Origin of the sequence: Pedobacter sp. B4-66 (assembly GCF_018492665.1) — a bacterium.
GTDB lineage: Bacteria > Bacteroidota > Bacteroidia > Sphingobacteriales > Sphingobacteriaceae > Pedobacter.
This window is the reverse complement of record NZ_JAFVME010000004.1, coordinates 107,506-127,546: the sequence shown is the minus strand read 5'-3', so window position 1 is coordinate 127,546 and position 20,041 is coordinate 107,506. Positions and strand designations below refer to the sequence as shown.

Here is a 20,041-nt window from a genome sequence, read left to right as displayed (position 1 = left end):
ACAAAAGAAATAATATAAAATTATGGTAGAGGTAAGACCAGACGAAGTATCGGCAATTATCAGGCAACAATTGGCGGGCTTCAAATCAGAAGCAGAACTTGAAGAAGTTGGCACCGTATTGCAGGTGGGTGATGGTATTGCCCGTGTTTATGGTTTAACTAAAGTTCAATCGGGCGAATTAGTTGAATTTGAAACCGGCTTGCAAGGTATTGTTTTGAACCTTGAAGAAGATAATGTTGGTGTGGTTCTATTGGGCCCTTCAGACAAAATCAAAGAAGGTGATACTATTAAACGTACTAAAAAAATTGCCTCTATTAAAGTTGGTGAAGGTATGTTAGGTCGTGTTGTTAACACACTTGGCGAGCCAATCGACGGTAAAGGTCCTATTTTAGGAGAGACTTATGAAATGCCGATTGAACGTAAAGCACCTGGTGTAATTTATCGTCAGCCGGTGACTGAGCCTTTACAAACTGGTATTAAAGCTATCGATGGGATGATTCCTATTGGCCGTGGTCAACGTGAGCTTGTTATTGGTGATCGTCAGATTGGTAAAACAGCTGTATGTATTGATACCATTATCAATCAAAAAGAATTTTATGAAGCAGGTAACCCTGTATTCTGTATATATGTAGCTTGTGGTCAAAAAGCAAGTACTGTAGCAAACATTGTGCGTACTCTTGAAGAGAACGGTGCAATGCCATATACAGTAGTTGTTGCTGCTTCTGCTGCTGAACCTGCTCCATTGCAGTTTTATGCTCCTTTCTCTGGTGCGGCGATAGGTGAATTTTTCCGTGATACTGGAAGACCAGCTTTAATTGTTTATGATGATTTATCTAAACAAGCTGTTGCTTACCGTGAGGTGTCATTGTTGTTACGTCGTCCACCGGGTCGTGAGGCTTATCCAGGTGACGTGTTCTATCTTCACAGTCGTTTATTAGAGCGTGCTGCTAAGATCAACTCAAATGACGAGATCGCACAAGCAATGAACGATTTACCAGAATCATTAAAAGGTATCGTTAAAGGTGGTGGTTCATTAACTGCATTACCTATTATCGAAACTCAAGCTGGTGACGTTTCTGCATATATCCCTACTAACGTAATTTCAATTACTGACGGTCAGATCTTCTTAGAAAGTAACTTGTTCAACGCAGGTGTTCGTCCGGCAATCAACGTAGGTATCTCTGTATCACGTGTGGGTGGTAACGCTCAGATCAAGTCGATGAAGAAAGTTGCAGGTACATTAAAGTTAGATCAGGCTCAATACCGTGAGTTAGAGGCTTTCTCTAAATTCGGTTCAGATCTAGATGCAGCTACTAAATCAGTTCTTGATAAAGGTTCTCGTAACGTAGAGATTTTGAAACAAGGTCAGTTCTCTCCAATGACTGTTGAGAAACAAGTTGCTATTATTTACATTGGTACTAAAAACTTAATGCGTTCAGTTCCTGTAAATAAAGTAAGAGAGTTTGAAGCTGAATATTTACAGCAATTAGAATTGCGTCATCCGGAAACTTTAAAAGCTTTAAAAGCTGGTAAATTAGATGATTCAATCACTGGAGTATTAGAAACTGTGGCTAAAGAGCTTTCAAGTAAATACTAATAAAAGCTGAACTGAAGATAAAGAAGAATGGCTAATTTAAAAGAAGTAAGAATTCGAATAGCATCGGTACAATCTACTCAGCAGATTACCAAAGCCATGAAAATGGTTTCGGCTGCGAAGTTGAAGCGTGCAACTAATGCTATCATACAGTTACGTCCTTATGCTACCAAGCTAAAAGAGATCTTAGGAAATCTTTCTGCAAGTTTAGAAGGATCATCGTCACCTTTTATACAAGAGCGTGAACCTAATAAGGTTTTGATCATTGTGGTTTCTTCTAACCGTGGTTTAGCTGGTGCGTTTAATATGAACGTAATTAAAGCTACTAATAATTTAATTGCCGATAAGTATAGCGAACAGTTTAAAAATGGTAATGTAAGTATAGTTGCTATCGGTAAGAAAGCTCAGGATTTCTACGAGAAACGCAACTACAGCGTAATTGGAAACAATAACGAAGTATATGCTGATCTTACTTTCGAAAATGTAACCAAAATCACTGATACTATCATGGCAGGCTTTGCTAAAGGCGATTATGATAGAGTTGAATTGGTATACAACAGATTTAAAAATGCTGCTGTTCAAATTTTAACGACAGAACAACTAATTCCATTAACTAGTGGACAGGATGCTGCAGAAGAGAAATCTTCTAATGTAGACTATATTTTAGAGCCTTCACAGGAGGAAATAGTTGAGCAGTTAATACCTAAGTCAATTAAGATTCAATTGTACAAAGCAGTATTGGATTCTCATGCTTCAGAGCATGGTGCCCGTATGACTTCAATGGATAAAGCAACTGAAAATGCCGGTGACTTGTTGAAAGCCTTAAAACTTTCATACAATCAAGCTCGTCAGGCTGCAATTACCACTGAGCTTACAGAGATTGTAAGTGGTGCAGCTGCTTTAAACGGATAGAATTGAGTGATATAAAAAGATCAGCGTAATATGCTGTATTAGTTTAAAAAATATTATTTTTGCGCAGTAAATAAAAACAGTAGAATGGAACAGACACCAAAGCACAATACAGAAAGCATGAAAAGGGCTAATGATACGTCAATTTATAAATTGATAACCATTGGGGTTTTAGTTGGTATTTTAGGCGTTTTTTTACGCTTTGCTGGTGACTCTACCACACTTTCTATTATCTCTTGGGCAATCTTGGGTGTAGGATCTGTAATCGCTTGTAAAGGTGTATTTAAAATACTAGACGCATAGTATTTAAAACATAAGTTTTTTAGGAACGTCCTCATTAGCAAATGCTAGTGAGGACGTTTTTTTTTGTAACATTTATATGGATTAAAGTGCACTTGACCTTATTTGCTGGAATTTTAAGGTTACCTAATTTGATATTTTGTATTAAGAGAAAAAGCTATCTATTAATATTATGAAAAAATATTTAATTTATTGTGTATTCACAATAGCTATGTTCTCGTGTAATTCAAAAAGAGAATCTAATTTAGAAAATTCAGATGGAACTGCAGCCAATCTTGAAACAACAGACTCACTTTTAAGTGAGAAAATTATCAAGACAGCAGATATGCGTTTCAGGGTTAAGGACGTTCAGAATACGAAAGAGAAGTTAAGCTCGGCAATCAAAGCAGAAGGAGGAACCGTTGCAGAGTTTACTGTGCAAAGTAATATCCAGCAAACTGAAAAGGTAAAGTATTCGACGGATTCATTACTAGAACTTACTTCTTATCGGACTGAAGGATTAATAATAGCAAAAGTTCCATCAGAAAAACTGGATGAGTTTACAAATAAAGTGGCAAAGATGGCCGTATTTATTGACCAGCAATCACTGAAAATGGATGATCAGAGTATTGTTTATTTAAGCAACAAACTAAAGAATCAGAATAGAGTTGAGGCCGTGGATCAGCTTAACAAGCATGCCAATAAGAAAAGCAATAATGTTGAAACCTCCCTATCTCTTAAGGATGATTACGTAGATAAAAAGATTGAAAATCTGATGATTGATAGTAAGGTTCAGTATAGCACAATTACACTTAATTTTTATCAGGACAACACGGTTAAGAGCCTTCTAGTTGGAAATGATGATTTGTATAGTTACCGACCAAATTTCTTTACCAGATTAGGACTAAGCTTTCAAAATGGATGGTATATTTTTAAAGAATTTATACTCGTTGCAATGAACTTATGGGTATGGATATTAATTGGGGTAGCTGCATACTTCAGCTTTAAATACTACCGAAAAAGAAAAGTAGCAAACGCTAATTAAGTTACTGCTTAAGGCGCTTTTTATTGTCTTTAGCAAACGCTTCCCAACCGGAGTAGGATTTGCCTGCTCCGCTGGTGCTTACCTTCTGAAATGAATGGCAAACAGCAACAGCTAATCCATCGGTAGCATCCAGAAATTCGGGTGTTTCCTTAAAATTTAACAATCGTTGCAACATGGCCGCTACTTGTTCTTTGCTGGCATTTCCGCTTCCTGTTATAGACTGCTTAACTTTTCGGGGTGCATATTCTGTAATCGGAATATTTCTGGACAGGGCCGCTGCCATTGCTACACCTTGCGCACGACCCAATTTTAGCATCACCTGAATGTTTTTCCCATAAAAAGGAGCTTCAAGTGCCAGGAAATCGGGTTTAAATTCATCCAAAAGTGTTATTGTCTTTTCAAAAATACGCTGAAGCTTCAAAAAGTGGTCATCCATATGATCCATCCTCACTATCCCCATGGTAACTAATTCAATTTTACTTCCCTTCTCCAGTACTACTCCGTAGCCCATTATTGAAGTTCCCGGGTCTATACCCATAATCACCCTTTCCTTTTTTTCAGCCAACATAGAACAATATTAAGCATATTTGCAGATAGTAAATACAAAAAAGTTGACATCACAGTACAAAAAACTACTTTCTTACTTCATAAAAACAGCAATTGTTGTATTTGCCTTTTGGATCATTTATAACAAACTGTCAGATAATGAGAATTTAAGCTCATTTAGAAGTCTGTTACAACAAATTCCTCAGTCAGAAATCATTTTGGTTATGACTACGGTTGTTGCACTCATGTTTTTGAACTGGGGCCTGGAGGCTTTAAAGTGGAGAAGATTAATTTCAGGAGTAGAGAAAATTAGCGTCTGGAGATCTATTGAGTCCGTATTTTGTGGTTTAACATGGGCAGTTTTTACACCTAATAGAATTGGGGAATATGGTGGCCGGGTTTTCTTTTTATCGCCCAAAAGAAGGATTGTGGGAGTGGTGGCCATGGCAGTCGGAAATATTGGTCAAATGGTGCTTACCAATGTATTCGGTGCCATTGCATTATGCGTATTCATTTACAAATTTGTCAATATAGATTATCGCTTATTTTATGCTCTGGTAATCCTTTCTACAATGTTTTGCTTGTTTTTTATTATTTTCTATTTTAATATAAAATGGTTAAACGGAATTTTGGTTTCCATGCGTTTTACACGTAAATACAAAAAATTCTATAGCATTCTTGCACGTTATCAGAAAAAGGAATTATTAAATATACTTTTGTTTTGCTTGGCAAGGTACGTTGTATTTAGTACGCAATATTTTATCCTTTTTTATTGGTTGATACCAGAATTACACTATTTGGATATTTTGATGATGGTAAGTATTCTATTTTTTGTTCAATCTACCTTACCTTCGCTTGATCTTTTTGATATTGGAGTTAGAAGTGTTACTGCATCGTACTTTTTTAGTTCAATAACAGATCAGAATGTCGCAGTTATAGCTTGTACAGCTAGTATCTGGTTAATAAATATTATAATTCCTGCTATATTAGGCACTTATTTCGTTTTTAAACTTAATTTCTTTGGAAATATTCAGCGCAGTTAGTTACCTCTCCTCTTTTTTGACTATTTTATATGTAATAGTAGTTATTGCCTTTATAAAAGGATGGCACAGTCTAGTTTATTTTAAGACTTCGGAAGGTGAAGGGAAAACTAAAGTATCTATTTTGGTGGCTGCACGTAATGAGGAAACAAATATTTCTAAAACAATAGAAGATCTGCTTGAACAAAATTATAGTAAAGCCCTTACAGAAATCATTTTTATAGATGATCATTCGACAGATGACACTGCTAAAATTATAGGTTCGTATGCAGATAGGGGGGTAAAACTAATTTGTCTTAATGAAGATCAGCCATTAAACTCTTATAAAAAGAAGGCGATACAAACTGCGATAAGACAATCAAGCGGTACTTTAATCATCACTACAGATGCTGATTGCAGAATGGGACCCGAATGGCTAAATACGGTTGTTCAGTTTTATGAAGCTGGTGATTATAAAATGATTTCCTCTCCGGTTGCTTATTTTCAGGAGAGAAGTTTCTTTGAGCGTGCACAATCGCTGGAGTTTCTTTACCTTATAGGTTTAGGGGCATCAACAATAGGGAATAAACAACCCTCTACTTGTAATGGAGCCAATCTGGCTTATGAAAAGGAAGCTTTTTATGAAGTTGGGGGCTTTAAGGGAATTGATGACTTAGCTTCGGGAGATGATGAATTGCTTTTGCATAAAATAGCAGCCAGATATAATAACAATATTGGATTTTTAAAAAACGAGGATGCCATTGTTTATACCCATGCAAAATCTACTTTGAAGGAATTTATTCAGCAGCGGAAACGTTGGGCTTCAAAAAGCACCAGGTATAAAAACAAATCTATTATAGTTTTAGGTGTTTGCATTTGGTTGTTTAATCTAAGTATACTGATGAACCTAGGTGTTGGTTTGTTCATAGGGTTCTATTTTAAACTTGCCATCTTCCAGATATTAGCAAAAATTATAGTCGAATTCTTATTTTTATATGATGTGACTGGTTTTGCTAAAAGGCGCAAACTATTGATTCTGCTACCGGTTCTCAACATATTGCATATGATTTATATCGTTTACATTGGTATTGCCGGCAACTCCGGGAAATATAACTGGAAAGGAAGAATGGTAAAATAGTGGAAATAAGTAATAGCCCTTCACGAAAAGTCTGGAGACGGTTTAGAAAAAATAAACTGGCTTTGGGAGGGTTATTATTTATCATCATGCTTATTCTTTTAGGGATTCTGGGTTTCGCAATTACTCCTGATCAAACCCCGAATGCCAATACCATGCATCTTCAACTTACCAATAAGAAACCGGGAAGGTCTTTTGACTTTTTAATCATCAGCAGAAGTAAAAACATAAAGCAGGTTAACTTTTTTCAAAAGATGCTCTATGGTCAGGCTGCTAATTTTAAAAGTATACCTATTACTTCTTATCGTGAAGATCAGGGAAAGGTTTATGCAAGAGCATATATTGGGGATGATGAACAGGGTGAGGAAATAAGCTTTCCTTTGCTTAAAGGAGATAATCACTACAGGCAAACCTTTTGGCTGGGGACAGATGTTTATGGTCGTGATTTGCTCAGTAGACTTATCCTTGGAATCCGAGTTTCTTTATCTGTTGGATTAATGGCTGTCCTCATTTCTCTTTTTATTGGGGTTAGTTTAGGCGCATTGGCCGGCTATTTTGGGGGTAAAACTGATGCGGCTATTAGCTGGTTTATGAATGTAATTTGGTCGTTGCCATCCGTGCTTTTGGTTATTGCAATTTCCTTTGCACTAGGTAAAGGCTTCTGGCAAATATTTATCGCTGTTGGTTTGTCCACCTGGGTTGATGTGGCCCGTTTGGTTCGAGGACAAGTGCTGGCATTAAAAGAAGTTGAGTTTATAGAAGCCTCAAAAGCGCTTGGTTATTCTTCTCCAAGAATCATCATAAAACATATCTTACCTAACATTGCCGGCCCCATATTGGTTGTTGCCTCAGCAAATTTTGCTTCAGCAATACTTTTGGAATCTGGATTGAGCTTTTTCGGGTTTGGTGCACAGCCACCAATGCCGAGCTGGGGAGGTATGATTAAAGAACATTATGGATACATAATTATGGATGCAGCATACCTGGCCATTTTACCCGGACTTGCAATTATGCTTACCGTTTACGCATTTAATTTATTGGCAATTGGACTGAGAGATGCATTTGATGTAAAGTCGCAAAACATCTCAGTATAGTGAACCTTTTAAATTTGCTAACTTTGTTGTAATATGTTATTGAACAGTTATCAGAATGAATTATTAGAAGCCGGATGTGATGAGGCCGGTAGGGGTTGTTTGGCAGGGCCTGTATTTGCTGCTGCTGTTATTTTGCCTCCCGATTTTATTGCAGGTGAGTTAACTGATTCTAAAAAGCTTACCCATAAACAGCGCTGCAATTTAAGAGTGATTATAGAGAAGGAAGCAATTGCCTGGGCGGTAGCTGAAGTTGATAATCTGGAGATTGACAATATTAATATCTTAAATGCTTCCTTTCTGGCTATGCATAGGGCAGTAGAAAAGTTAACCGTGCAGCCAAAATATCTGAGTATTGATGGAAATCGCTTTAAAGCATATCCAAATATCCCTCATACTTGCATTGTTAAGGGGGATGGTAAGTATTTAAATATCGCAGCTGCCTCTATTCTTGCTAAAACACATAGAGATGAGTTTATGGAGAATATATCTTTACAGTATCCTCATTATCAGTGGCAACAGAATAAGGGCTATCCTACAATAGTACATAGGTCGGCCGCTTTAAAACATGGTTTGTCGCCATTTCATCGTAAAACTTTCACAATTAGTAACCCACAGCTGGCTCTGTTTTCTGAAAACGAAGGATAATTAGTATTTTCACATGATTTGAAAATATTAATTCTTACAAATAGGGTCCCTTTTCCGCCAAACAGCGGATATCCAATAGTAGTTTATAACACTATTAAGGGGTTGCTACAGCTTGGTGTAGAAATTACCCTATTTAGTATTAACACTAATAAGCATAGAATTGATGTTGATGACATCTATGATCCCGTTTTTGACGGTATAAAATTTCATTCCTTTAGTTTGGATACTGAAGTAAATATCTGGGGGGCGTTATTTAATATTTTCTCTAATGAATCTTATAACGTTTCGAGGTATTTTGATGATGATGCGGCTAAACTTCTTGAAGAGATTTTAAAGGAAACTGAATTTGATATTATTCAATTTGAGGGGCTTTTTGTAGTGCCATATTTAGATGTTGTTAAGGAAAATAGTAAAGCTAAAGTAGTTTACCGAGCACATAATATTGAGTTTGATGTTTGGGAGCGCATTGCCAGAACTGAAAAGTTTACGCCCCGACGCAGATATTTACAGTTTCTTGCACGCCGGTTAAAAGTTTATGAAACCGAGCAAATGAACAGGTTTCATCAGGTGTTTGCCATAAGTGAACAGGACAGACAAAGCATTCTTCGATTCGGTTGCGAAACTGCTCTTGACGTTTTTCCTGTGGCACTTGATTTTGAAAAATATGTTACTGATCCTTCGAAAACCAGCTTCCCGACATTGTTTCATTTGGGGGCAATGGATTGGCGACCAAATAAAGAAGGATTGGAGTGGTTTCTAGATGAAATATGGCCGGATATAGAAAAGCTAAGCAGCGAGTTGCGTTTCTATATTGCGGGAAAGAACATGCCTAGAGAATTTTTTGAATATGATTCCGAAAATCTGGTAGTAGAAGGTGAAATTTTTGACGCCGTAGAGTTTATAAATTCTAAAGCGATTATGATAGTTCCGCTCTTGTCTGGTAGTGGAATGAGGGTAAAGATTATTGAAGGTATGGCCATGAGTAAATGTATTATTGCTACAAGTATGGCAGCCGAGGGAATCAAGTGCGAGCATGGTAAAGATATTCTTATTGCTAATACTGCTGATGAGTTTTACAGGTCTATTCTGCAATGCATCACTAATCCAAAAAAATGGCGTGAAATAGGTGAAAATGCAAGGAAAACAGTAGAACGTGATCACGACTTTTTTACGATCTCTAAAAGGATGTTGAAAGTCTACCAAAAGTTAGTAAGTGCTTAAATTTTATATACCTTTGCCCACGTTTTTACAGATATAGAATATGAAGAATACCGCATTAACAGAAAAACACATCTCTTTAGGGGCTAAAATGGTGCCATTTGCAGGTTACAATATGCCGGTTCAATACGAAGGTATAAATGCAGAACACGCTGTGGTTAGAAACAGTGTTGGCGTTTTTGACGTTAGCCATATGGGCGAATTTATTTTAAAGGGCGAAAATGCGCTTGATTTAATTCAACGTGTTACCAGCAATGATGCTTCAAAGCTTTACGATGGAAAAGTGCAATACTCTTGCCTTCCAAATGAAGATGGAGGTATTGTTGATGACTTATTGGTTTATCGCATAGATGAAAAAACCTATATGCTGGTTGTTAATGCTTCTAACATAGATAAGGATTGGAATTGGATTCAGAAATTCAATGATAAAGGTGTAGAAATGCACAATATTTCTGATAAAACATCTTTACTTGCGATACAAGGCCCTAAAGCAGCAGAAGCCTTACAAGATTTAACAGATGTTGATCTTGCTTCTATGGAGTACTACAACTTCGTTAAAGGTACATTTGCAGGTGTTGATAATGTAGTAATCTCTGCTACCGGTTATACGGGTGCCGGTGGTTTCGAAATCTACTTTGATAACGAACATGCTGAGAAAATCTGGAACGCAATTTTTGAAGCTGGTGAACCTTTCAATATTAAGCCTATTGGTTTAGGTGCCCGTGATACTTTACGTTTAGAAATGGGTTTCTGTTTATATGGAAATGATATTGATGATACCACTTCACCAATTGAAGCTGGATTAGGATGGATTACTAAATTCACTAGGAAATTCACTAATTCTGATGCTTTATTGGCTCAAAAAGAAGCTGGAATAACCCGTAAATTAATTGGATTTGAAATGATCGACAGAGGGATTCCTCGTCATGATTACGAGATCGTTGATGCAGAAGGTAATGTAATTGGTAAAGTTACATCCGGGACTCAAGCTCCGTCTTTACAAAAAGCAATTGGAATGGGCTACATTTCAAAAGGTATGGACAAAGAAGGAACCGAGATCTTTATCAATATCCGTAACAATAAAATTAAAGCTAAAGTAGTTAAGTTCCCTTTTTATAAATAAAAGCCATATCCTTATATCCTGTCAATGCACAAAAGTATAGAAGTTTGTTTAACGCCCGCATTATTAGATCTGTATGCTATTGAAGATAGCATCGTAGTAGTTATTGATGTACTCAGAGCTACATCGTCCATTGTATATGGAATAGATAATGGCGCAACTGCAATTATACCGGTAGCAAATGTTGAAGATTGTCTTAATTATTCTGATAAAGGATTTTTATTGGCAGCTGAACGAGATGGACAGGTGGTTGAAGGATACGACTTTGGAAACTCACCATTTTCATATACAACTGAAAAAGTTGGAGGCAGAACTGTAGTACTTACTACCACTAATGGTACAAAAGCCCTTCATTTGGCAAGAAAACGAGCTCATCAGGTTGTGATGGGCTCGTTTTTAAACTTACAGGCTTTGTGTAACTGGCTTAAAACTCAGGATAAAAGTGTTTTACTGCTTTGTGCCGGCTGGAAAGATAAATTTAATCTGGAAGATACCTTGTTTGCAGGGGCAGTAGTTGCCGAATTGCGTAAGGAGTTTACACATTTTGACGATTCTTCTGTAGCAGCCGAAGACCTATATCAACTAGCGAAAGATGATTTGAGGACTTATCTTCATAAGTCTTCTCATAGTCACAGATTAGCTGAATTAAATATAGAAGAAGATGTACAGTTCTGTTTGCAGTTGAATCTCTGTACAGCTATTCCAGTTATGGACGGAGATGCTTTGGTTCCTCTAAAAACTATTTCAGTTCTTTAATCGGAACCTGTATCAGGTTTTTGAAGCTTTCATTATTTTTAATAGCTTTTAGCGTTTCTTCGTACGCAAGCCAGTAGATCGTTTCCGCTTTTTTCATATCGAAAGTGCTGATTTCCCCCATGCCTTTTGGTTCAATTAGCACATTGCAAAAGGCAGCCTTTTCTTCCATATCTTTATTTACAGACATTAATCCGGCTCTTGCCATTAAAGCTGTAATCTTGGTGATCTTTTCTACAGGTTTTAAGTGGTTGCAGGACGATCCGATAATGAAATCGCAGTTGTTTAATAGGGGCTCAACCGGAAAGTTATTTAAAATACCACCATCAACATACATTTCATCATCAATCATAATCGGTCTAAAAATTCCGGGAATGCAACTTGATGCCTGTATGCTTCTAATGAGTGGCCCTTTGTTGAAATATACGAGTTCTCCTTTGCTAAAGTTAGTGGTAGCAATGGTAAGTGGAATTTTGAGGCTTTCTATTCTGTCATCAGGGAAGTATTCTTTAAATAAACTCGATGTATTTTCGATGTTTACTATACCTAATGATCCAACTGCAGGCCTTAAAAATTTTAGCAGTTTTGTTTTTATAAAAATATTTAAAATATCCTCCGGGTCGATGCCTGAGGCAAATAGTGCGCCTGCAATTGAACCGGCACTGGTGCCGCTAATGTGACTAAACTTAATACCTGCATTTCCAAATGCCTTTAAAACACCAAGGTGTGCAACTCCTCTGATTCCGCCACCAGATAATACGATCCCAATTTTAATCATTTAGCATTATTTAGGTTTGTACTTTGATAAATTTAATATTTTTTGAGAATCCTGATCAGCCATTAACTGTTGTAAGGTAACTTCTTTATTTTCCTGCATGTACTTTCTTACAATTTGCCATCCTGTCCAAATGCCCAGTTTAGGTGCAGATTCGTTTTTTTCGCCAAGTCCGGGAGTAAAAGGGCCCTCGCTCAAAAGCACTTGTATTTTCTGATAATCTGTTTCGAATAACAGGTTGTTCTGAAGATAATAGGCCCATATGTCGCTTTCAAAGGTTTTACACCAGTCTAATTGTTTTTGAGTGTACCCTATTTTAACTGAGTCTGCAACTTTATCATCGAGTACCTTGTCCATAAAATACAAAATCTTTCCGTTCTGAATCATTTTTGAAAGTAATGTTCTGTCTTCATCACGTTCATGAAACAACTCTTCACGTGCATAAGTTTCAGTTATTCGCGGAACAATGTATTCAGGAGAAAAACGTCTCGATAGGTAAGTTGGTACACTTTGTATTATTGCTTTGTAAAACTTATTGTTTTTACCCATAAACATATCCAGTCCAATACCCATATAACTATCACCAATTGGGGTCTGCACAGCAAAACCGGAAACAAAAGATATAAACTGAGGGACTTTTGTTTTTGGGTAGTAATGAAGGATATATTTAAATGTTTCAGATAAGTCTTTTTCTACGGGTTTAATGTCTTTAAAAACACTATCAACCTCTTTGTTTAAATCAGAATAAGCAGAGTCCTGATATAGTGTTGTTAGAATTTGCTCATTCGTGTAGTCAAAATTACCAACCATTCTATGCACATAATCATCATAAAAGGCACCGTATTTTTTTTTGAGAAGCTCATCAGTTTCCTTAAGATCTTTGGATTTTCCGGCAAACAGATCTTTGTCAAACCTCGCAATCTTAATCTCTAATTGTACTGAGCTCACATCAGGTTTAGTACTTTGAGTACATGAAACCAGCACCGACGAAAAAAAAGCCGACACAAATAGAAAAAATAGATAGCTTTGATGAAATTTTACGTTATATATCATTGTAAACAAATATAAAGTAAGTTTATTCAAGCTTCATAGGCATTAAAGGAAAATATATTTATATGAAACGCACATTTATCGCAATACTATTATTGTTTGTAACGGGAAGTGTTTTTGCACAATATGCACCATCTCCAAATTACGGTTTTAGACTTGGATTAACCGCTCATCCAACAATTGGTTGGGTAAAACCACAAGTAGGTAAAAGTAATGGTGTTGCACTTGGATTCTCATACGGTTTAATGGGCGATTTCAATTTTGCTGAGAATTATAGCTTTGCAACAGGGCTTACTATTACTACCATTAATGGTAAAAGTACACAGGTCATTACTCAGGAAACTAATCCCCCAACACAAATACCTTATGAGCTTAAATATAAGCTCCAGTATATCGAAGTGCCACTTACGCTTAAGCTAAAAACTGTTAAAATGAATGATATTAAATGGTATGGCCAGTTTGGACTATCAAACGATTTTAATATTGGAGCTAAACAAGATTCTGATGCTAGTGGAAAAGCAACAACTCGTGACGAGAACATTTCTAAAACCATTAAGTTATATCGCGCAGGTTTGATATTAGGCGGAGGTGCAGAATTCGAACTTAGTGGAAATGCAAGTATCGCTGCCGGACTTACCTATAATAATGGATTTACCGACATTACAACTGATAAAAACAACAATGTCCGTAATCATTACATTGGTATTAATTTTGGTGTTTTCTTTTAATAATCTTACTAAGGTTCCTGTTACAGAATTTTCTACAATTACAAGCACATGAATATAGCACTTGCGCAACTCAACTATCACATTGGTAATTTTGAATACAATACAAAAAAAATAATTGATAATATCCAGCTGGCAAAGGATAAAGGAGCTGATCTTGTTGTTTTTGCTGAGCTGGCCATCTGTGGTTATCCGCCACGTGATTTTTTAGAGTTTGATGAATTTATCGGCTTGTGCGAAACTGCTGCTCAGGAGATTGCCACTCATTGTAAAGGAATTGCTTGTATAGTCGGTTTACCTGTAAGAAATGAAGTGCTTGCCGGTAAAGACCTGTACAATGCTGCATATTTTATTGAAGAGGGTAAAGTAAAAGCTATTGCAAAAAAAGCATTGCTTCCTAATTACGATGTATTTGATGAATACCGTTATTTTGAACCTGCCACTCAGTTTGAGTGTATATCGTTTAAGGGTCGTAAAATAGCTTTAACTATTTGTGAAGACCTATGGAACATCAACAATAATCCATTGTATGTTTCTAATCCAATGGATGAACTGATTAAGCAAGGTCCTGATCTGATGATCAATATTGCGGCATCACCATTTTCATATTGTCATGACGATGAAAGGGTCGTAGTTCTTGCAGATAATGCTAAGAAATACAAGCTTCCTTTGTTGTATGTAAATCAGGTAGGGGCACAAACCGAAATCGTTTTTGATGGTGGTTCTTTGGCATTTGATAAGGAAGGCAATCTTTTGGATGAGATGGCTTATTTTAAGGAAGAGCTAAAGATTTATGAGGTTGAGGGCGATGTGATTAATGGATATGCGCCTAAAACACATAGGGCAGTTCCAGATATTGAGCAGATTTATGAAGCGTTGGTTTTAGGGATTAAGGATTATTTTGCTAAATCAGGCTTTAGAAAAGCAGTATTGGGTCTTTCCGGAGGGATTGATTCTGCTATTGTTTGTGCCTTGGCTTGTCGTGCTTTAGGAGCTGAAAATGTAATGGCTGTGTTAATGCCTTCAAAATATTCATCGGACCACTCTATACAGGATGCGCTTGATCTGGTTAAAAACATCGGTTGTCAGCATGAAATTATTCCAATCAAAGAAGCAGCTAATGCATTTGATAGTATGATGGCATCTGCTTTTAAAGGATTACCATTTAACCTTACAGAAGAGAATATTCAGGCAAGATGTAGAGGTATTATTGTGATGGCAATGTCTAATAAGTTTGGCTATATCTTATTGAATACATCAAATAAAAGTGAATGTGCTGTAGGGTATGGAACGTTATATGGTGATATGTGTGGTGCAATCGGCGTAATTGGTGATGTATATAAAACACAGGTATACCAACTTGCAAATTATATTAATAAGGATGGGATAGTAATACCAGAGAATTCTATTGTTAAACCACCATCAGCCGAGTTAAGACCAGGGCAAAAGGATTCTGATTCCTTGCCTGATTATGATATTCTTGATAAGATTTTGTTTCAATACATAGAGCTTAAGCAAAGCTCGTCCGCAATCATTGCACAAGGTTACGATGAAGCATTGGTAAGAAGAATCCTTAAAATGGTAAATTCAGCGGAGTTTAAACGTTATCAAACACCGCCGATATTAAGGGTTTCTCCTAAAGCATTTGGTATGGGGCGAAGGATGCCAATTGTAGGGAAATACCTTTCTTAATTACTTCCTAACCCATTTTCTATAAGGAATAATCAATGCAATTAGTACAGCTAATACAGACAAGATTTTAGGGATAAAATCACCGTTTCTTACATAAAAGGTGAGGTCATCGTTTAAATTTATATCTGATTTAATAGCTGTTCTGGTCCACCATTTGGTTTGCTTAATGATATCACCTTTTTGATTAATAAAGCAAGAGATGCCGGTATTAGCAGATCTTATAACATATCTTCGGGTTTCTATAGCCCTTAACGTGGCGTATAGCATATGTTGGTCTTTCCCTGATGTGTTTCCCCACCAACCATCATTGGTTACAATAGCGATAAACTGAGCGCCATTCTTAACAGCTTCTGCTATCCAACCTCCCCATATTGATTCGTAGCAAATTACAGGAACAGCGCCAACGCCACCATATGAATAAAATACTTGAGGATCTTTTTGCCAACCATAACCACCAACAGTACCACCAAAACCTTCAAAAACAGGAGCCAATATGGATAATGCTTCGGGGAAAGGCATTTTCTCTACTCCTGGTACCAATTTAGATTTATGGTAAAACTGTACATTGGCAGAGTTCTCAATCTGTAATGCAGCATTAAAAACATCTACATAGGTACTGTTATCATATTGTCTTGCAGATGGGGTTTGTTTGTCGTTATAGAATTTAAAACTTTCGATGCCACTAATAATACTGCCATTTTTATATTTTTCAAGAAACTGCTGAGCACCTAAAAATTCAGAGTTTGTACGGATTCTGTCTTCATCAGAACCACTTGGAATAGCTGTTTCAGGCCAGATAAAATATTCTGTACTAAGCTGAGCAACAGAATCGGATAAGTGGGTAAGCACTTTAAGTTGTTCATTAGCAGAAATACCTCCAAACTTTTTATATGGATCTATGTTTGGTTGTACCGCTACTACATTAACCGGAACTGACTTCTCTTCGTATTTATTATATAAGGTTAAGGATAATGCAATAGGAGATGCCACAGTAATAAACCAGATGAGCGCAAATTTGAATTTTGCAAATCCCACAGTCTCTCTGGATTTAAGTGCTTTAAAAGCCTCAAATGCAATAATGTTACTTAATAAAATCCAAAATGAACCACCATAAATACCGGTAAATTCATACCACTGGGCCAACTGATGCATTCCGGATAAGCCATTACCCAAATTCATCCAAGGAAAGGCAAGGTCCCAGCCCTGATGCAGAAATTCCATGGCAATATAAAAGCATATTAGCCCTAGATAGGCGATGTATTTATTTACAAATCTACCTAATTTGTAATATAGCCAGAAGGCAAAGGTCATTAGTAAGGCACCTAAGCCAAATGGAATGAGCGACACAAAGAACGATACCACAGGGCTATTTACCGCACTGATGGCATTATATACCCAGTAAATACATGCTGTATTCCAAATTAGAAAGGTTAATCCCGCCGTTAAGAAAACACGCTTACCCTTTTTAGGGATGTCACTTTGTATAATCTTTTCTAAGGCAATAAGTAGCGGGACAAGACTAATGAGTAGTAAAGGTGTGGTAAACTTAATAGGGGGCCATGCCAGCCACATTAAAAACGCACTTAGTAAAGCAAGGAGAGCAGTGTTTTTGAATTTCATTATAAGCTATCTAAAATATCAGCTTTTTTAGCTTCATATTCTTCCTGAGTAATCAGGTGTTTATCGTATAGGCTTTTTAGTTTTCTTAGCTTTAATGTAGTTTCATCTTCTGGTTCTTCAATCTGTATTACAGGAGCAACTGGAGGCTGAGAAATGAACGCTTGTGGCTCTTCTTCTTGCACTGGCTCTGGGGCAGGCAAAGTATTTACGGTTACAGGCGATGTTGACGATCTTCTTTCTTCAAGATCAAGTTGTCTTTGTTGTTCTTTAAAACTTTCCAATTGTTCATAAGCAGCTTGGTACAATTTACGAGCTTGAACCTTTGGTATATATTCTGTAATGATGTTTTCTCCGTGTAATGGGACGCAGATAAATTTAGAACCAAATAATTCTTCTTTAAAAGAAACCTCTTTGATGCTCTTCCATGAAATGTCTTTAAAGTTCATGGTGATCCCAAAATTGCCGGGCTCACAATAAAATATACGTTTGTTACTTACAGCAATACAGTCTGGTAAAAGGTTTACAGCGGGCTTTTTTTGTACAGCCATGTAAATCAATTCCTCGTTGCTGGTTAACATATCATTAAGTTTACCTAAAACTTTTTCTACTGCTTTAGGATCCTGTTCATCACTTAAAAATCTATCTATTAGTATCATCTTCTTTCTTTATAATAATTTCAGTTTCAGGTATCAAAAATTGAACCCTAATTGTCGCGGTCGTATTTGTTTTTCTTTTTCACTTCCTCACATCCTGAAATACAAATTACGAATTCTCCTTTTAATATATTGTTTTCAAAATGTGATTTAATTTCTGCTAAAGTGCCCCTTACAGTCTCTTCATAAAGTTTTGTCAACTCACGACTTACTGATGCCCGGCGGTCTGCACCTAAATATTGCGCAAATTCTTCAAGGGTTTTGAGTAAACGATGCGGACTTTCGTATAATACAATTGTTCTTTCCTCCTCTGCTAGTTTTTTAAAGCGTGTTTGTCTACCTTTTTTAACAGGTAAAAAACCCTCAAAAACAAAAGAGTCAGAAGGTAATCCTGAGTTTACCAATGCAGGTACAAATGCAGTAGCTCCAGGTAGACACTCTACTGCCAAATCATTTTTGATTGCTTCTCTAACCAGAAAAAAGCCTGGGTCGGATATTGCAGGAGTTCCTGCATCTGAAATCAAGGCTACCATTTTTCCTTCTTTCAGAAATTTAATGATTTCTGAAGTAGCTTGATGTTCATTGTGTTGGTGATGTGAATATGCTTTTTTGTCGATTCCGAAATGCTTTAGCATAGGGGCGCTGGTACGAGTATCCTCAGCAAGGATCACATCAGCTTCTTTTAAAATTCGGATTGCCCTGAAGGTCATGTCTTCTAGGTTTCCGATAGGGGTGGGCACAAGAAATAGTTTACCTTCCATAATTATTAGGGCTCGTATTATGCTACTGCGTTCGCAATCACGAGTTAAGTTATTATCTTTGTTTAAAAAATAAAATAATGCTGCAAGTTAACTATATCCGCGAAAATAGAGAGAAAGTTTTAGAAGGACTAAGTGTACGTAATTTTAAACACCCTGAATTGGTTGATGAAATTATTAAAATTGACGAAGAACGAAGACAAGTTCAAACCTCGCTGGATAACCTTTCCGCTGTAGCTAATGCAGCTGCAAAACAGATTGGTGAGTTAATGCGTAGTGGTAAGAAAGAAGAAGCAGAAGTGCTTAAAGCAGAAACTACATCAAATAAGGAAGAACATAAAAATCTTTCAGATCAGTTAACTGAAGTAGAAGCTACATTATATAGTTTGATTTTACAATTGCCTAACCTGCCACATCACCTGGTTAAAACAGGAAGTGCAGCGGAAGACAATGAAGTTGTTTATGAACATGGTAGCCCGGCTGACTTGCCAGAAAGTGCATTGCCACATTGGGAGTTAACAGCTAAATACGATATTATAGATTTTGAACTGGGTACAAAAATAACAGGTGCTGGTTTCCCCGTGTATAAAGGTAAAGGAGCGCGTTTGCAAAGGGCTCTTATTAATTTCTTTTTAGATCATGCAACAGAAAAGGGCTATAGAGAAATGCAGGTGCCACATTTAGTTAATGAAGCTTCAGGCTTTGGTACCGGACAATTACCGGATAAAGAAGGACAGATGTACCATGCAGGAGTAGATAACTTGTATCTTATTCCAACGGCAGAGGTGCCTGTAACCAATCTTTATCGTGATGTTATTTTAAAAGAAGAAGAGCTTCCTGTAAAAAACACAGCATATACACCATGCTTCCGTAGAGAGGCAGGATCATATGGTGCACATGTACGTGGCTTAAATCGTTTGCATCAGTTCGATAAAGTTGAAATTGTACAGGTTGTTCATCCTGATAAATCTTATGAGGTTCTGGAAGACATGAGTGCTTATGTTCAGTCATTACTGCAAGAGTTAGGTTTGCATTATCGCGTTTTGCGTTTATGTGGTGGTGATATGGGCTTTACTTCGGCGATGACTTACGATATGGAGGTGTGGAGTGCAGCACAGCAACGCTGGTTAGAGGTTTCTTCAGTGTCTAACTTTGAAACCTACCAGAGTAACAGACTTAAATTAAGGTTTAAGGGAGCTACTGGAAAAACTCAATTAGCACATACATTAAATGGAAGTGCATTAGCATTGCCTCGTATTGTTGCTGCTATTCTTGAAAATAACCAAACCGAAAAGGGCATTAAAATTCCTGAGGCATTGGTAAAATACACAGGTTTCGAATACATCGATTAACTAAATCAAAATCCATTACAAACAAAAAAAGCTTCTCAATTTGAGAAGCTTTTTTTATA

The 20,041-nt window shown here is 36.8% G+C and carries 20 protein-coding genes; 14 read left to right on the top strand and 6 right to left on the bottom strand.

The window, feature by feature from the left end:
• Positions 1–22: 22 nt before the first annotated feature.
• From atpA to J1905_RS08980, 4 genes are all read left to right on the top strand, one after another.
• Positions 23–1,597 carry a F0F1 ATP synthase subunit alpha gene (gene atpA, locus J1905_RS08995; RefSeq protein WP_108204987.1) on the top strand — a complete coding sequence of 525 codons (1,575 nt, stop codon included), beginning with the start codon at positions 23–25 and terminating at the stop codon, positions 1,595–1,597.
• A 27-nt stretch (positions 1,598–1,624) separates the two neighbouring features.
• A complete protein-coding gene (gene atpG / locus J1905_RS08990) occupies positions 1,625–2,506 on the top strand; it encodes an ATP synthase F1 subunit gamma (RefSeq protein WP_214226968.1) in 882 nt (293 codons plus the stop codon).
• An 84-nt stretch (positions 2,507–2,590) separates the two neighbouring features.
• On the top strand, positions 2,591–2,806 hold the full coding sequence (locus J1905_RS08985; protein WP_214226967.1) for a hypothetical protein: 216 nt from the start codon (positions 2,591–2,593) through the stop codon (positions 2,804–2,806).
• A gap of 169 nt (positions 2,807–2,975) precedes the next feature.
• A complete protein-coding gene (locus J1905_RS08980; protein WP_214226966.1) occupies positions 2,976–3,827 on the top strand; it encodes a DUF4349 domain-containing protein in 852 nt (283 codons plus the stop codon).
• Position 3,828: 1 nt separating this feature from the next.
• Here the strand turns inward: J1905_RS08980 and ruvC are convergent, their stop codons facing one another.
• Positions 3,829–4,395, bottom strand: coding sequence for a crossover junction endodeoxyribonuclease RuvC (gene ruvC / locus J1905_RS08975; protein ID WP_214226965.1), 567 nt, complete (start codon positions 4,393–4,395; stop codon positions 3,829–3,831).
• Positions 4,396–4,438: 43 nt separating this feature from the next.
• Between ruvC and J1905_RS08970 the strand changes: the two genes are divergently transcribed.
• From J1905_RS08970 to J1905_RS08940, 7 genes are read left to right on the top strand one after another with little or no spacing between them, the layout of a single operon-like run.
• Positions 4,439–5,416, top strand: a complete 978-nt coding sequence (locus tag J1905_RS08970) for a hypothetical protein (RefSeq protein WP_214226964.1) — start codon at positions 4,439–4,441, stop codon at positions 5,414–5,416.
• On the top strand, positions 5,394–6,530 hold the full coding sequence (locus J1905_RS08965) for a glycosyltransferase family 2 protein (protein ID WP_214226963.1): 1,137 nt from the start codon (positions 5,394–5,396) through the stop codon (positions 6,528–6,530). The genes J1905_RS08970 and J1905_RS08965 overlap by 23 nt, the downstream gene beginning before the upstream one ends.
• Entirely contained in the window at positions 6,530–7,621 is a 1,092-nt protein-coding gene (locus J1905_RS08960; protein WP_214226962.1) for an ABC transporter permease, read from the top strand. Before J1905_RS08965 ends, J1905_RS08960 begins: the two co-directional genes overlap by 1 nt.
• Before the next feature lie 33 nt (positions 7,622–7,654).
• Positions 7,655–8,266: a ribonuclease HII gene (rnhB, locus tag J1905_RS08955; RefSeq protein WP_214226961.1), complete on the top strand. Its 612-nt coding sequence runs from the start codon at positions 7,655–7,657 to the stop codon at positions 8,264–8,266.
• Positions 8,267–8,284: 18 nt separating this feature from the next.
• Positions 8,285–9,487, top strand: a complete 1,203-nt coding sequence (locus J1905_RS08950; RefSeq protein ID WP_214226960.1) for a glycosyltransferase family 4 protein — start codon at positions 8,285–8,287, stop codon at positions 9,485–9,487.
• Positions 9,488–9,527: 40 nt separating this feature from the next.
• Complete coding sequence (gene gcvT, locus J1905_RS08945) at positions 9,528–10,607, top strand: glycine cleavage system aminomethyltransferase GcvT (protein ID WP_214226959.1); 1,080 nt, start codon at positions 9,528–9,530, stop codon at positions 10,605–10,607.
• 24 nt (positions 10,608–10,631) lie between these two features.
• Positions 10,632–11,360: a 2-phosphosulfolactate phosphatase gene (locus tag J1905_RS08940; protein WP_214226958.1), complete on the top strand. Its 729-nt coding sequence runs from the start codon at positions 10,632–10,634 to the stop codon at positions 11,358–11,360.
• Here J1905_RS08940 and J1905_RS08935 read toward each other — a convergent pair.
• Positions 11,344–12,135: a patatin-like phospholipase family protein gene (locus J1905_RS08935; RefSeq protein WP_214226957.1), complete on the bottom strand. Its 792-nt coding sequence runs from the start codon at positions 12,133–12,135 to the stop codon at positions 11,344–11,346. The genes J1905_RS08940 and J1905_RS08935 overlap by 17 nt on opposite strands.
• A gap of 6 nt (positions 12,136–12,141) precedes the next feature.
• On the bottom strand, positions 12,142–13,185 hold the full coding sequence (gene gldB / locus J1905_RS08930; protein WP_214226956.1) for a gliding motility lipoprotein GldB: 1,044 nt from the start codon (positions 13,183–13,185) through the stop codon (positions 12,142–12,144).
• A gap of 62 nt (positions 13,186–13,247) precedes the next feature.
• On the opposite strand from gldB, the gene J1905_RS08925 reads away from it, so the two are divergent.
• Together J1905_RS08925 and J1905_RS08920 are read left to right on the top strand one after the other, a co-directional pair.
• Complete coding sequence (locus J1905_RS08925) at positions 13,248–13,910, top strand: porin family protein (RefSeq protein ID WP_173089998.1); 663 nt, start codon at positions 13,248–13,250, stop codon at positions 13,908–13,910.
• Between the two features lie 48 nt (positions 13,911–13,958).
• A complete protein-coding gene (locus tag J1905_RS08920; protein ID WP_214226955.1) occupies positions 13,959–15,599 on the top strand; it encodes an NAD+ synthase in 1,641 nt (546 codons plus the stop codon).
• Here J1905_RS08920 and lnt read toward each other — a convergent pair whose 3' ends face one another.
• Genes lnt through rsmI form a run of 3 tightly spaced genes read right to left on the bottom strand, consistent with a single transcriptional unit; the run spans position 15,600 to position 18,633 of the window.
• Positions 15,600–17,219, bottom strand: a complete 1,620-nt coding sequence (lnt, locus tag J1905_RS08915; RefSeq protein ID WP_214226954.1) for an apolipoprotein N-acyltransferase — start codon at positions 17,217–17,219, stop codon at positions 15,600–15,602.
• On the bottom strand, positions 17,219–17,875 hold the full coding sequence (locus J1905_RS08910) for a PH domain-containing protein (protein WP_214226953.1): 657 nt from the start codon (positions 17,873–17,875) through the stop codon (positions 17,219–17,221). The genes lnt and J1905_RS08910 overlap by 1 nt, the downstream gene beginning before the upstream one ends.
• A 47-nt stretch (positions 17,876–17,922) precedes the next feature.
• Positions 17,923–18,633 carry a 16S rRNA (cytidine(1402)-2'-O)-methyltransferase gene (gene rsmI, locus J1905_RS08905; RefSeq protein ID WP_214226952.1) on the bottom strand — a complete coding sequence of 237 codons (711 nt, stop codon included), beginning with the start codon at positions 18,631–18,633 and terminating at the stop codon, positions 17,923–17,925.
• 77 nt (positions 18,634–18,710) lie between these two features.
• Here rsmI and serS point away from each other — a divergent pair, with 77 nt between their 5' ends.
• Entirely contained in the window at positions 18,711–19,982 is a 1,272-nt protein-coding gene (gene serS, locus J1905_RS08900; protein WP_214226951.1) for a serine--tRNA ligase, read from the top strand.
• The last annotated feature ends 59 nt before the right edge of the window (positions 19,983–20,041 follow it).